The 14,686-nt window shown below is 39.2% G+C and carries 13 protein-coding genes and 1 pseudogene; 10 read left to right on the top strand and 4 right to left on the bottom strand.

What is annotated here, in order from left to right; all coding sequences use genetic code 11:
• A pseudogene (locus AC5JMK_RS05110) lies at nt 1–294 on the top strand (hypothetical protein); the annotation flags it as partial.
• Here AC5JMK_RS05110 and AC5JMK_RS05105 read toward each other — a convergent pair.
• The 3 genes from AC5JMK_RS05105 to AC5JMK_RS05095 all read right to left on the bottom strand — a co-directional run bounded on the left by AC5JMK_RS05105 (nt 266) and on the right by AC5JMK_RS05095 (nt 2,567).
• Nucleotides 266–1,180 (bottom strand): AraC family transcriptional regulator, encoded by a 915-nt coding sequence (locus AC5JMK_RS05105; protein WP_096673016.1) that lies wholly within the window; start codon nt 1,178–1,180, stop codon nt 266–268. The pseudogene AC5JMK_RS05110 and the gene AC5JMK_RS05105 sit on opposite strands and share 29 nt — an antisense overlap.
• A gap of 202 nt (nt 1,181–1,382) precedes the next feature.
• Nucleotides 1,383–1,979, bottom strand: coding sequence for a Crp/Fnr family transcriptional regulator (locus tag AC5JMK_RS05100; RefSeq protein ID WP_096673018.1), 597 nt, complete (start codon nt 1,977–1,979; stop codon nt 1,383–1,385).
• 159 nt (nt 1,980–2,138) lie between these two features.
• Nucleotides 2,139–2,567 carry a MarR family winged helix-turn-helix transcriptional regulator gene (locus AC5JMK_RS05095; RefSeq protein WP_096673020.1) on the bottom strand — a complete coding sequence of 143 codons (429 nt, stop codon included), beginning with the start codon at nt 2,565–2,567 and terminating at the stop codon, nt 2,139–2,141.
• Between AC5JMK_RS05095 and AC5JMK_RS05090 the strand changes: the two genes are divergently transcribed.
• The 4 genes from AC5JMK_RS05090 (at nt 2,505) to AC5JMK_RS05075 (ending at nt 5,702) form a co-directional block, all read left to right on the top strand.
• Nucleotides 2,505–2,789, top strand: a complete 285-nt coding sequence (locus tag AC5JMK_RS05090; protein WP_495909526.1) for a hypothetical protein — start codon at nt 2,505–2,507, stop codon at nt 2,787–2,789. The two genes, AC5JMK_RS05095 and AC5JMK_RS05090, sit on opposite strands and share 63 nt — an antisense overlap.
• Before the next feature lie 41 nt (nt 2,790–2,830).
• The gene (locus AC5JMK_RS05085) at nt 2,831–3,937 is read left to right on the top strand and encodes an alkene reductase (protein WP_495909525.1); all 1,107 of its coding nucleotides are present in this window, start codon (nt 2,831–2,833) and stop codon (nt 3,935–3,937) included.
• Between the two features lie 275 nt (nt 3,938–4,212).
• Entirely contained in the window at nt 4,213–4,866 is a 654-nt protein-coding gene (locus tag AC5JMK_RS05080) for a hydrolase (RefSeq protein WP_096673027.1), read from the top strand.
• 122 nt (nt 4,867–4,988) lie between these two features.
• A complete protein-coding gene (locus AC5JMK_RS05075; protein ID WP_096673029.1) occupies nt 4,989–5,702 on the top strand; it encodes a rubrerythrin family protein in 714 nt (237 codons plus the stop codon).
• A 106-nt stretch (nt 5,703–5,808) separates the two neighbouring features.
• Here the strand turns inward: AC5JMK_RS05075 and AC5JMK_RS05070 are convergent, their stop codons facing one another.
• Nucleotides 5,809–7,266, bottom strand: a complete 1,458-nt coding sequence (locus AC5JMK_RS05070) for a sensor histidine kinase (RefSeq protein ID WP_096673031.1) — start codon at nt 7,264–7,266, stop codon at nt 5,809–5,811.
• A gap of 241 nt (nt 7,267–7,507) precedes the next feature.
• Here AC5JMK_RS05070 and AC5JMK_RS05065 point away from each other — a divergent pair, with 241 nt between their 5' ends.
• From AC5JMK_RS05065 to AC5JMK_RS05045, 5 genes are all read left to right on the top strand, one after another.
• Nucleotides 7,508–9,085 carry a calcium-binding protein gene (locus AC5JMK_RS05065; protein ID WP_096673035.1) on the top strand — a complete coding sequence of 526 codons (1,578 nt, stop codon included), beginning with the start codon at nt 7,508–7,510 and terminating at the stop codon, nt 9,083–9,085.
• Nucleotides 9,086–9,443: 358 nt separating this feature from the next.
• Nucleotides 9,444–10,025, top strand: a complete 582-nt coding sequence (locus AC5JMK_RS05060) for a hypothetical protein (protein ID WP_096673037.1) — start codon at nt 9,444–9,446, stop codon at nt 10,023–10,025.
• 155 nt (nt 10,026–10,180) lie between these two features.
• Nucleotides 10,181–10,735 carry a hypothetical protein gene (locus AC5JMK_RS05055; RefSeq protein ID WP_096673039.1) on the top strand — a complete coding sequence of 185 codons (555 nt, stop codon included), beginning with the start codon at nt 10,181–10,183 and terminating at the stop codon, nt 10,733–10,735.
• A gap of 50 nt (nt 10,736–10,785) precedes the next feature.
• On the top strand, nt 10,786–11,733 hold the full coding sequence (locus tag AC5JMK_RS05050; RefSeq protein WP_495909524.1) for a fimbrial biogenesis chaperone: 948 nt from the start codon (nt 10,786–10,788) through the stop codon (nt 11,731–11,733).
• A 366-nt stretch (nt 11,734–12,099) separates the two neighbouring features.
• Nucleotides 12,100–14,682, top strand: a complete 2,583-nt coding sequence (locus tag AC5JMK_RS05045; RefSeq protein ID WP_495909523.1) for a carboxypeptidase regulatory-like domain-containing protein — start codon at nt 12,100–12,102, stop codon at nt 14,680–14,682.
• Nucleotides 14,683–14,686 lie beyond the last annotated feature (4 nt).

The raw sequence follows: 14,686 nt of genomic DNA, 5'->3' as shown, positions 1-14,686 counted from the left end.
GTAAACAATAACTCTACTACGGAAAGCCCTCTTTATTTTGGCGAAGGTATTGTTAAAGCCTCTCCCCTTAATAAGGGGAGAGGTTTGGAGAGGGGTAAAAATCTATGCTTCAAAACGAGAAATACAGACTTCCATATTTTTCTTTTTTCGTATGAAACCACCCTGGGGGACAAGAGGAACAAAGGGGATAAGGGGGACAAGGGAGAATTATTTAACAAGTCTCTTCCCAATACCCGATCCCTGATTCTCGATTCCCTATTTCCAACTAAAGCTGCTGATAAGCTTTGGGTGTAATTCCTGTAATTTGGCGAAAGTGCTTGGTAAAGTGACTTTGGTTGGCAAAACCACACTGCAAAGCTATATCAGTGATGGTCACTTTGCCTTGCTTTAACAATAGCTTTGCCCTTTCTACTCGTTGATGAATCACATACTGATAAGGAGCTATACCCATTGATTGTTTAAACAGACGGACAAAATAATATTGGCTCATTCCCACAGATCCAGCTAAATCAGCCAGTGTAATATCTTGATTGAGATGAGCATGAATATACTCTAGTATTTTTCGTAGCTTGTATTTAGGCAATCCATCGTCATGATTTGTAAGTACAGGTTTCTTAACGCAATACTTCTTTAACAAATGAATAACTAATGTTGTTTTTAACTGCTCAACATATAAATTATTAACTTGAATATTCGAGTTAAGTTCTTCTTGAAGAGATAACAAAATACCTTGGATGAGCGGATCTCGTTTAGTCGCAAACTGCGGAATTAATTCTATGTCTTCAGGTGCATCCACTTCTGCACCTAAACTCAATAGCAGTTTAGGTTCAATTGCCACAAACATAAACTGAACATCTTCTTCCCACAAACAACGATGGAGTGTACCAGCAGGAATAATGGCTGTTGTGCCTACAGTCTGGTATTCAGTTTGTCTGTATCCATCTAACCATCGTTCAGAAGGAGTAGAACAAAAAGTAGTAGTAATAGCGTGCATCGTTAGGCGATGTTCTGGAGTCTCATAACCAGGCTGATAGTGATGCTCAAAGTAAAGATTGCTCCACCCAGAATAGTAACTGGTCAGAAGTGGTGGATTAGTAAAGAGTTGATTAGAAGCACCCTCTTGTTGGAAATCAATAAGTAAAGGCTTTTGCTCAGTTAATTCTTCGCAGTAATTAAGCATATTACGCCCTCTAAGAGGATTGGATGCAGGAGGTTTCTCACAGAGGCAGAGCCTAAGAGCTTGAAGCTAGAGTTTATATCTGTCACGCCTACCCTTTATTTATTAACAAAATTAAAGACTCTACTAGTTTTACGTAAACTTTTACTAAATTATAATCTTTTTATTTTTATTTCCTTGATTGCGATCAAGCGGTTGGTAAGTTTTATAGTTTAATTTGTAGCTTTGTACGTGTAATCATGCCCTCTCGTTCTAACCGAGTCAAAGCACGAGAAAGAGTTTCGGGTGTCAAACCCAGATCAAGCGCAATATCTTTGAGGGGACGATCAAAGGTAACAGTTGTCTGCTCATCTAGTTGTGCCATGTATCGCAAGTATCTCAACACTCGTTCGTGAGCTGCGCGAATATCTCGCAACTCCAAGCGAACTTTCAAATCATGAATTTTCCGTACTAACATCGCCATAAAATCTTCGGCTAGGTCAGAATTGTCACGTAGTGCGGATAGAATAGCTTGCTTGGGGTAGACGATTACTCGCGAAGCTACCTCTGCGACGACAGCACAAGGATAAGTGTTTGAAAACAGGGCAATCTCAGCGATGATCTCTCCCGCTCTAGCAATTGGAAATGTGACTTCTTTACCATTACTGCTATATCGCACTAGTTTCAGGCGTCCTGTTTCCACAACATAAAAGGCCGTTGCTTCATCACCCTGTTGAAAAAGGTTTTCTTGTGCTTCTAGATCACGATGTACAATCAAATGCCGTAGTTCTAGCGGCAAACTTTCCAGTGTTTGCAAATTCATACTAATTTACTGTTGATTGGAAAAAGAAGGCATAAAAAAAGGAAAATCAAATATTCATGTCTATGTTATGTGTGCAGTTAATGAAGATTGTTGGAACATTTGCAATAGCTCAAAAAATGTTTAGCCAGCTAAATAAAAACACAAAAAATAACTAGAAATTCAAGTTAAATTACTGCGGACTTGCATTAACAATCGACGAAACAAAAGCCGTTCCTCAAAAGTCAAATTAGTCAATATCCGCTTCTCAACTTCATGCCAAAGCTGATGAACTGGTTGTTGTAATGCCTGCCCTGCCTCCGTCAAATAGACTCGATAGGAACGAGCATCTTCGCTACATCGGCAACGCTGCAATAACCCACATTTTTCCATCCGGTTGAGCATTTTCGTTAACGTCGGCGGTTCTATTTTCAGACGTTCGGTTAACTCAGATTGAGTTAACCCGTCTTTCTCCCACAGATGCATTAGTAAAATTTCTTGCCCAAGGTAAAGTCCTAGTTCAGCAAGAGCTGTACTCACTAAATTACGATGTGCTTTAGAAACCAAAACCATCTGATAGCCAATGGTTTCTTGCATCGGTTGGGAGGACATAAAACAATATTTAGCCAACTAATTAAATTAATTATACTACTTTCTGCTTTTTTAGCAACAGTTGTTTGCAAGATTAGAATATTTTTAGCAAGAAGAGGAAAGACAAACGATGCTGTTGTTCTGTATATACAACGAGTAGAAGCCACTAAATCAAATCATAAGTCAAAAGTATCAATTATTACTTATGCTTCTAGTGGAATGAAGCAGGCGATCGCTGCCTGATTTTTGAACTGTGATGTTAACTTATTGTTGAAGGCTAGAATATGCAAACTGTGGATTCACTCACTAATTTGTTCTCGCCCGTTAAGCTAGGGCCTTATACCCTAACAAATCGCATCGTCATGGCACCAATGACACGTCTACGGGCAGTTGGTTCTCTTCCCAATGAACTAATGGCAACTTATTATGCTCAACGTGCATCAGCTGGATTAATTGTTAGTGAATGCACGATGGTTTCTCCCCTAAGTAACGGATACATGAATTGTCCAGGAATTTACTCGCAAGAGCAGATAGAGGGGTGGAAACAGGTAACAGAAGCAGTTCATGCTCAAGGAGGCAAGATTTTTTTGCAACTGTGGCATAGTGGACGTGTGGCTCACTCTGCCTTACTGAATGGAGAATTACCTATTGCACCAAGCGCGATCGCAGCAGCCGGAACACTCCACACACCCATAGGTAAAGTTAATCTTGAAACACCCCGCGCCTTAGAAACTAAGGAAATTCCTCAAATTGTTGAACAGTTTCGCCAAGGTGCAGAAAATGCCATGACGGCAGGATTTGATGGTGTGGAGTTGCATGGGGCGTTTGGTTATTTAATTGATCAATTCCTTCAGGATGGCTCAAATCAGCGTCACGATGAGTACGGCGGTTCCATTGAAAATCGTACTCGCTTTTTACTAGAAGTCGTCACAGCCGTTACTAATGTCTGGGGAGGAAATCTTGTTGGGATCAAGCTTTCACCCAGTAACACATTTTACGGGATGAAAGACTCAAATCCTCAAGAGACTTTCAGCTATGCGATCGCTAGACTCAATGACTTTAACCTGGCTTACATTCACCTCATGGAACCAAATGAAACCGATTTAGCCAATCGTGAAGTTCTTAATCCTGTGCTACCGATTTTTCGCCCGCTTTACATAGGTACAATCATTACTAATGGTGGCTACGACAAGCAAAAAGGTAATCAAGTTTTATCTTCTGGTGAAGCTGACTTGGTTTCCTATGCTAGGCTGTTCATTGCAAATCCAGATTTACCCCAACGTTTTCAAATAGATGCTGGCTTGAATACACCAGAGGTGAAAACCTTTTACGGTATAGGCGACAAAGATTTGGAAAAAGGTTACACAAACTATCCATTCTTAGAAGTGTAAGTAAGTTGGCACAAATAAAGCTAACTCCTTGGGATCGTCATTTGTCATACTCTACCTTGAAGCCGAAGAAGGCGCGTCTATGTCATTGGTCATTGGTAAGGGTTTTAAGTTTGTTTATTCCCGCCGACTTAACCTGACTTAAAAAAGGGTGTAGGGGTGTAAGGGTGTAAGAAGAGTCATATTTTTGAGAATTATTTCTCTGCAATGCGATCGCATAGATTCGCCATCAATATTAATCTCCCAAAAAGTTTTATCCACGCAGGAATAAAGGTTTTATGACTACAGAACGTCCAGCTGCTTCTTGTTTTTACGAACAACTCACACCAGACAATGCAGCAATGTTGCTAATTGATCATCAAGTAGGAACTCTGTTGTTTGGTATCAGCGATATTGACCCAGTAAACCTTAAAAACAATGCCCTCTATCTAGCTGAAGTGGCAGAATTATTTAACTTGCCAACAATCTTGACAACCAGCAATCCCAACGGGCCAAATGGGCCACTGTTTCCTGAGTTGATTGAGAAACTGCCTGATTCTCCTATAATTGATCGGGTGATCATTAACGCTTGGAATGACCCAAACTTTGTTGCAGCCGTTGAAAAAACAGGTCGCCAAAAACTGATTATGGCAGGCGTCACTACCGATGTTTGTTTGGCATTCCCAGCAATTTCCGCCGTTGGTGCAGGCTATGACGTTTACGCAGTTATCGACGCTTCCGGTACGTGGAATGAAACAGCCCAACGTGCTGCGATCGCTCGTATGACTCAAGCCGGAGTCAAGTGTGTTAACACTATAGCTGTGGCAGCAGAATTACAAAAAGACTGGACATTACCATCAGCACCTGGTATGGGCAAAATCTTCGCTGAACGTTTACCCAGCTTTGGATTTGTCTTGGCTGGACTGGAACATACGAAGCAGAACGTTACCTAATTTTCTCATACTCGTAATGAGTTCATATTTTATGCTATATTCATATTCATTACGAGTATGACTTAATCAAACAATTGCTATTTCAATAGCAGCCGAAAAAGTGGATTCACAAGAGGGAACCTATGGATTTATCGAACTCCAACACTGCGAACAACCTGGGTGAAGCCTTTGCAGGGGAATCAATGGCGAATCGCAAGTATCTTTTCTTTGCCGAAGTGACTCGCCAATTAGGGATGAGCGAATTATCAAAGCTGTTTCGAGAAACAGCCAATCAGGAAACAGAACATGCTTTTGCCCATTTTCGGTTAATGCATCCAGAGTTGGTAGTGGGTGATGTGGCGTCGCTAACAGAAGAGCAAAAAAAAGCGATCGCATCTCGGTGTTTAGAATTAGCGATAGAAGGAGAAACCTACGAATATACAACTATGTATCCAGGCTTTACTGAACAAGCCCGTGCTGATCGAGATAGTAAAGCAGTCGTTGAGTTTGAAGCACAACAAGCCGAGTCTCGCGAACACGCTAGTATATTCCGTAAAGCCGCTCATAATTTTGGCTTACTAACACATATTGAGAACCATCATGCTCGGCAATATACGGAAGCACTACAAGCTCTAGAAGGAATCAGCACCTCTCCCAAAGCAGCTAGTGGTGATCCTGCTACCCAAAAATGGATCTGTCGCCAATGTTCAATGATATACAACCCCGTAGAAGGTGATCCTGATTCTGGTATCGCACCGGGTACACCCTTTGAGGCTATACCAGAAGATTGGTATTGTCCGATTTGTGGCGCTAGCAAGAAAACCTTTGTTCCGTACCAAGAAGCTGTTGCAGCTTAAATAATTGTGGCAAGTTATTAACTGCAAAGACACTAAGACACAAAGGAAATCCGAAGTTAGGTAACTTTGTGTCTTAGTGTCTTGGTGGTTCAATCATGATTTTTATTTATTTTTCCAGATTGATCGGTAAAGTGATAGTGACATTAGTACCTTTACCAACAGTACTTTCAACTTGAATTTGACCTTGATGTTTTTCTACAATTGCCAAGGCGATCGCGAGTCCTAATCCGGAACCAGTGGTATTTTCTGTTTTAGTATGTTTATTTGGATGGGTACGTGCTGGATCTACTCGGTAAAAGCGGTTAAATAACTGGGGTAGTGCTTCTGCGGGAATACCTATACCAGTATCGCTGACTTTAATTTGCAACTGTGGATAACTAGAACGTAGTCCGGAAACACGATTAGTTGCTTCTATGCGTGCTAATTCTACATTTACTCGTCCAGAAGATGGAGTGTAGCGTAAAGCATTACTAATTAAATTTGTCAATAATCGCACTAATTGATTCCAGTTACCTGAGAGTGTGAACCAATTCTCTAAGATTTCGGGGTTAGTTTCCGTCTCTGGAGGATCAGTTAAGTTGAAAGTGAGGGTAATATCTTTTTCAGCAGCTAACAGTTGTTGTTCTTCTACTACTTCCATCAGCAAAGCATCCAGAGGACAAGCAGAAAAATTTTCTGTGCTGATACCGCTATCTTGTCGAGCGAGGAAAAGTAAATCATTAACTAGCTTACCCAAGCGCTGAGTGAGTCGTTCTACTACTTTTAATTGTTGGCGATAGTGGGAAAGAGTGGTGTCTTTCACCTCAACAGCATCTAAATCAGCCAGAGCTACTTGTACATTAGTTTGAATTAAAGCGATCGGACTTCTGAGTTCATGAGAAGCATCAGCAGTAAATTGCTTGAGGCGTTGGTAAGATTCGTGTACTGGTTCCATAGCTTTACCAGAAAGAAACCAGCCGCTTGCTCCCACAGAAAGCACCATCATCCAGATACCGATCGCTAAATCAAGCATCAATTGTCGGCTCGGTTTTGTGACTTCAAACCAAGGATGACTTACACGCAGATATCCTACGACTTGCTTACCGACTTCTACTCGTTGAGTTACCTGACGCAACAAAATTTCTAAGTCTTTTGTATTAAATTGAGAGTAGGAATTGATAGTATCTCCCTGTTTTTCTTTCTTCTTGACTACATGTACAGTCTCACCTGTGCGGTTGATATGAATTGGAATATCCAGAGGTTCTGAAAGAGTAGACCAGAGTAGTTCTCCTGTGGGACTAAACCATTCTAAATCTATGTGATCGTCTTCTACAGTTTCTACAGTATCGGTGTTGTCACGAAAACTAGCTTCTAAGTTAATCCGGCGTTGACTAGTATTTGGGTTCACAGGTTCAATTACTAGCGATCGCTCGACTACTTCCACCACATGATTTAAGGTATCGTCAATTCGCTCCACCAAAGTATTGCGGACATACAAGTACACACCAATTGCAAATATTAGTAGTAGTAAAGCTGTAACGGTAGTGTACCAAATAGCCAGACGGCGACGAGTTGCTTGAAACATAGTTGGTTAGAAAATTTTCTAACAATGTTATTTTTACGGTGATGATGGGTATTTTTAGATATAAGGGTATGATAGATTTTTTTGCAAATCTAAAAATCTCTAAAGAATATTTTCCTATAAATACAGGGAAAAATATCGCCATTAAGGGCGATTGTTTTGGTATGACTTTAGATAATTTTCATTCCAAGCGATCGCTCCGTGTTCTACATAATTTGTATAAAATACATCAAAAATTTTTGTTATGGGAGCAATTAGCCTTCAAAGTGTTTATTCTCAAAACTTTAATACTTTAACTCAATTAACTTCCTCTAATTCTACTTGGACTAACGACAGTACTCTTAATGGATGGTATGCAGCTAACACAGATGGAGTTACAGTTACTAGTTATCGTGCATCTAATGGTGGCTTAACTACTGGTAGTTTATATAGTTTTGGTGTTAACAATAACAGCGATCGCGCTTTAGGTTCTGTCGGATCATCCACTTCCAAAGGTTTGATCTGGGGAGTTCGCTTTGTTAACGATACAGGTAAGACAATTGATAACTTTAGCATTAGCTATGTAGGCGAGCAGTGGCGGAAAACTACTGCTGGAGCGCAAACTATAGATTTCCAGTACCAAGTCAATGCTACTAATTTAACTTCTGGTGCATGGGTTGATTACAATGCTCTAGATTTTACTAGTCCTCAATATGGCGGTAGTTCCAACAGTAGCCTTAATGGTAACGACCCTGCTAACCGTGTTCTACTGGAAGCAGTTTTGAATGTCACACTTGCTCCTGGTCAAGAAATATGGTTGCGCTGGAGAGATATTGATCACTCTGGTTCAGATCATGGTTTATCTATAGATGACCTGACTTTTTCGCCCGTCATCACTGGTACAAGTGGTAATGACACACTCGAAGGAACTGATTTCTTTGATACTATTAATGGTCTTGCTGGTAACGATCTGATTACAGGTAAGAAGGGAAATGACATACTCACTGGCGGTGGTGGTCAAGATACTTTCGTCATCCGTCTTGGTGATGGTATAGACACTATCACTGACTTTAGAGGATCTGGCACAGACATATATTATCCAACTGATCCAGAAATCGATATTTTAAAATTTGAGGGAGACGGTTTTACTGTCCAGAATATGCTGCTTAAACAGGTTGGTAGCGATCTATATATTACCTTCGAGGGCATTAGTGATACTGGTGTGATTCTCAAAAATTTTCAGATGCAGAACCTGAATAACTTTAGAGGAGGCATTGTCGGCGCACCGGATTATGGCAATATCATCTTGAATGGGCAAAGTGCAGTAGTGGATAACTTTGATGTCTATGCAACTAATCGCACATCTACTACAAATTACCAAAGTAATTGGGTAACATTCCTTAATGACTCAGATAACTATTATGTAGGTCTATCTGGCTCCAGTGACACAATTAACGCTCAAGGAGGTAATGACACTGTTCAAGGTAAGAGTGGTAATGATCTAATTAGAGGTGGTGACGGTAACGATATTCTTGATGGCGGCGATGGAAATGATACTCTTGTTGGCGGTAGTGGTGTAGACACGTTTGCGATCGCCACAGGACGCAGTGGCTATGATATTGTTACAGATTTCACAGATGGCGAAGACAAGATCGGATTGTTAAATGGCTTGTCTTTTGCTCAATTAATGATCACCCAAGGCACAGGGGACAACGCTAACGACACCATCATCAGCTTGGCATCTAGTCCAGATAAATGGCTGTTAGTTTTGCGGGGAGTACCTGTCAACATAATTACAATTGATGATTTTATTGCTAATTTTGTCATTCCCATGCCAACCTAAGCTAAGGTGTATATTCCAAATCCAGTTTTGTAGTGGCGTGGCACAGCTAAAATGTTGCATTAGATTTTTAGTTTTTTGGTAAAGACAGCGTCTACTACGAAGTTTTTCTATTGCACTATTTTAGCCTTGCCACGCCAATAGGGTGTGTTGTCGCGCAGCGCAACGCACCATCTCCTGATTTTCAGTGCGTTAGAACATTCCAATCACTAAATTTAGTAATATTTGCTACTGTATTTTTACGTAAATATATTTAACTTACAAATAAGTTTTTAGTATTTACCCTGATGTATTTAGTTTTCTGAGACAGTTAAAGTCTAATTGCAACAACTAAACTAATTGATTTAATTGATTAAGTGTGATGAAAAGAATTTTAGGTATTGCTTTTTTCCTGGGAACCGTAGCTGTTGGTAGCTTGTTTACTGCACCTGCCAAAGCCATAGATGCAAATGTAAATATCAAGGTTAGCGTTCCAGATATTCTGTTTTTAGAAACATATAGCGACTTGACATTTGACGTTAATGTTGACGATTTAGTAATGAATGCTACTCCTGACGTGATTCAAACTGTTTCTGGTAATGTAGATCTTGCTACATCGGTTGTTGACACATTGCTAGGAACTGGTGCTCTTCCCTCATTTAAAACCCAACCTATAAGTGTTAACGGTGTCGAGGTCTATAGAGTCTGGGGTCTAGGTAGTGTTGATGGAAATATTAGCCACAATGCAACATACGATGATACTGATTTAGCAGTCGCTGGTAGTACTACTGGATCTATAGTAGCAGTTAGAGCTACTGGTCCAAATGCAACTGACCCTGCACCTGGTCTAGATTATGCTAATGCTATTAAAGGCAATGTAGACTTTACTCTAGACTTTACTGACACCACTCAATCAGGTCTCCACGAAGGTGGAATTTTGACAGTGACAGCGACTGCTGAGTAAATCGTAAGTTGAGCAAAACTCTCGCTTCACCTAATTCGAGAGCCGAAGTAGCATCTATTACAAGTTCAAAGCAAGATGATCCTGCATCAAGCTTGTTTTGACTGTATTGAACTGCTGCGTGGCTCTCTTTTTAATTTCGTCTAGAGAGAAATTGAATGCAAGGGCAATTATATATTGGTATGGCAACAGCGATGCTTTGCTTATATCAAATCAGCAACATAGAAACAGTATTTGCTGCTCCTTTAGAAGATTGTTCGCAAATATGTGCAGAAGACATTGAATTACCAGCAATTGTTTCTAGCGAAGTTTTACCTAATGGTGCAAACGTACGACTAGTCACTAGTGGGGGAGTAGTACGTAACGGTAGTTTGGAACAGCCACTACCAGATCCCATATTTAATACTCAAATTAACCGCACTATTGAAAATCTTTGGCGATTCAACGTAGCAAGTGGTAGCGAAAATGATTTACAAGTCGATTATCAATTAGTTTCAGGTAATAACGAAAGCGACAAGCTCAACCATCCGACATACACAGATTCAAAAATCGCAGTATCAATCACTGAGATACAGCCAAAAGTCATTTCTACTGATCCTGATACCCAGACAGTTTTGGTAGAAGGAGGAGCAATATTCACTTTAAATTTATCTGATTTGAAAGTTTCTGGTGAGCATTCCGGTACTTTAACAATAACAATTACGGAACCCTAAAAAGATTATTTCTATTGGTAATTCATAGATCAATAGTGGTGTGAGGCGAAATGGAGAAACTTTGGAGTAGTGTTTTAGCAACAGTTAGTGCTATCGGTTTAGTTTGTAATCCAGTAGCAGCAATATCTATTGGTGTAAGTCCACCCCGATTTGAGTTAAAGCTTGACCAAAAAAAAGCCACTACTCAAATTTTTAAAGTAGTTAACAGAGACTCTAAACCAGCTACTTTTAAAATTTACTTGATGGGTTGGACACTTGATGAAAAAAATCAAATCAAATCTGTACCACCCTCAGAACAGTCTTTAGCTCAGTGGATTATTGTTAATCCATTGCAATTTACTCTTGCTCCTGGTAAAACCCAAACTGTCAGATTTGCAGTACGTCCCCGTGTTAAAACACAACCAGGAGAACACCGTGCTTTTATTTTTGTAGAAGAGATAGCTTCTGGTGACGACACATCAAAAAAACAGGGAGGAAACGTCGGAGTAAAAGTTGTTGGGCGTTTTGGTGTTGCGGTGTATGGGTATGTGGGTAATGTGCAAAGAGTGGCTAAACTCAATGATATTTCAGTCAATACTAAATCCAATCCGATGACAGCGAGTTTTGATATTTCTAGTCAAGGGAATGCTTATGTCAGGATGAATGGTCAGTATACCATTTGGCAAGCTGCTAAATATCCTGGGGCAAATGCTACCAAGGCGATCGCAGAAATAGAAAAACCTAAACCAAAGCTTCCTGATGGTGTAGTGGTTGGTGGATCACTACCGAAAAAACCTGTGCTACCTGATACTAGACGCCAAGTTATATTACGTTTACCAAATAAGTTAGCTCCTGGAAACTATGTCTTGGATATTAATGGCGAATTAAATGGCGTGCAAATTGATAAAGGTATTCCCTTTACTGTTCCTCAATCAACAGCTACCACTCCCCAGCCACGCACTCAGCCTAATTCTAATAATTCTTCTCGCACAATTAAAATTCGACCTCAATCAAATTAATCACCATCAAAAGTTCGTATTAAGGACAAAGTGGATATCCAAAAATTTAAAAAATCCGTCTAGGATTTCAATCGCAGTCTAATAGCTCAAGTCTGCTGAGAGCAGACTACTTGATTTATTTGAGTCGTCTGAAGACTACTTGTGCTATTAGCTAACGGTTTAAACCCAAGGGCGGTATATTGAAAAAATTGGAATGCTACCAAAGCAACTTATTACAAACTTCAATCTTTTGACTTTGCAAGAGTATTGAGATTCAAACTGAATTGATTTTATTGCAAGTCTACATTCATTTACTGTTTAGAAATATCTAGACGGTGAATATTTGCTGAATAAACTTGCCAAATTATTGCAACCGTTTTGCCAACTATGTTTTATATAGCTTTACCAACTACACAACCAATTATTACTATTTGCTGTCATTCCGAATCCGTAGCTGAAAAGCAATTTAAATATCCTACTCTTGCTGAGTTGCCTTCTCAAACAAATAAAAAAAATAATGATCAGCTTATAAATAACAATACAAGTACCTTAGCTGGTTATATTAAAACCGCAGGAAATATTGTTTTAGTAGGTGTGATTATCAATGGTCAAGAAGTTGGGAATATAGATATTCGTCTAGATGGGAATACTATTTTAGTTCCTCTTAAACCTTTTGCAGATATTGCTAATTTCACTATTGAAAATACTGGAGGTATCACAAAACTAAAAACACCTTTGGGAGTGATTGATTTAACACCTGGTGATATCAGGCAATTAGATGGTGTAACTTATATCAGTGATTTCTTAGTTCAAGAAAAATTATTGACTAAAATTACTTTTGATACAGCAGAATTAGCATTAGTTGTTGATTTACCTTGGCGGAAAAGTGGCGAAGTATCTCAACAAGAAAAAATAGAATTACAACCAGAGATAAAACCTCCTAGTAGCACAATCTCAAGCTTAAGACAGGAATTATATCTTTATAAAAACTCTGGAGATACTAGCTTTTATAGCTCTACTCTTTTAGGTGGAAGATTAGCAGGAGGAGCATGGCGGGTTCGCCTAAATAACAATTTTAAAAATATGCCAAATCTGGCTGAATACTTCTTTTATAAACGTCAAGATCAACTTCGTTATCAAATTGGTCGCCAACAAATTGGATTACATCCTCTATTAAATAGTATGACCTTAACTGGGGCGCAAATTGGTATTACTAATTTGCCCGCAGATCGTTTTAATCAAAGTTACAATGCTTCTGAACTTTTACCACGACGTTCTCAACCTTTACAAACATTTAAAGGTAAAGCATTACCAGCAAGTTTCGTCCAACTTCGATTAGGTGGAATTGTCATTGCTCAACAACAAGTAGGGTTAAACGGCACATATGAATTTCTAGATGTGAATGTACCCACTGGTAGTAATGATGAAATAGAATTGTTAGTTTATGATCGCAATAATCTGAGTGTACCAATTGAAATTCGTCCTCTATCAATAAATACTTCTAATTTATTATTACCAGCAGGTGGTAATGTTCAGTTAGCTGGGTTGGGATTAAGCGGTAACGTCGTTCAAGACGCTTTTTTTGATGATTTTGGTAGTGATGCTGGTAAACTAGTCGGATTTTACCAATTCCGTCAGGGATTTTCTCGGAATTTTACTTTTGAAAGTGCTTTGCAGCTTGTTCCTGATAATTTGCAAGCACAAGCAGGTTTTGTTTGGCAACCAGCAATACCTGCTATTCTTACCAGTAGTGTGGGTACATCTCGTGGTAAATTTAGTTATGCAACAGACTTAGATGTAGATTTTGGTCAATTAGAAATTCTGGGTAATTCTCAGTTATTTCCATCTGGTTATAGCTCTAATAGCCAATCACGCGATCGCTATAATCACAGTCTCCGAGTGAATTATCGTTTTAGCAATGCTTTTAATCTTGGGTTTATAGCTCGTAGCTTCCAAAATAACAGTGATTCTGTTAATTACATTTCACCTACTTTTAATTTACTTCCTTTTCGTGCGTTTTCTTTATCAGGTAGACCTGATTATAAAGGTCGATATTTATTTAATGCTTTCTATAATCCAACTAGCTCTACAAGACTAGCTTTTAGTTCTTTTGGTGATATTTATAACTCTAGTTTTAATTATAACTTTAACCGACAATATCAATTATCTCTTGGTAGTGAATTTGGTGGTGATCAATCTACCCTTTACAGTGCAATACTAAATCATTATTCTCGGCGTTTTGGTGGTCTAAATTGGAGGATGGGAATAGCTTACAGTAATGGAGAAATAGGACCAGTAATTGGTGCAGGTATGCAGGTGCTACCAGGCTTATATGGTAGGGTTGATTATCAAGCTATTCCTTCTAGAATCGGAGATCAAATCGGCGCATTTGGAAATGATCGTTTGACAGTTTCTTTAATATCAGATTTGTCTTTTGCTGGAGGTAGTATTGCTCCATCTAGATATTATGGTTTAGGGCAAGAAAAAGGCGGAATTGCAGGCAGAATATTAATTGAAGGTGAGAAGAAAAAGTTTAATTTAGAAGGAGCTAATATCCGTGTAGTTGATAGTCGTAACGACAGAGTAGGCGGTACTAAAACTGATGCTTTTGGTAATTTCTTTATTGGTAACTTACCAGAAGGTGTATATGTAGTTGAAATCGATCCAGATAAATTACCTGTAGAACTTTCTACTATCAAAACTAGTATAGTGGCAGAAGTAGCAGGATCTGCTGTGACTCGCTTAGATTTCCCTGTTAGAGAAGAATATGGCGTAGCTGGAAAGATAACCGATGCAGCAGATCAACCAATCTCAGAAGTACAAGTAGAACTCATCAATGCTGATGGTAAACGTGTTGCATCTGGGGTAACAGATGAATTTGGTTTTTATCGCTTTGATAATGTTCCTGTTGGTAAGTACACAATAAACATCTCCAAAATAGTATATTTTGTGGTAAAAGAACGTCAATAGAAGT

This window comes from Pelatocladus sp., from assembly GCF_059505505.1.
The sequence above is the reverse complement of the archived record's forward strand: the minus strand, read 5'-3'. Positions and strand labels throughout refer to the sequence as shown.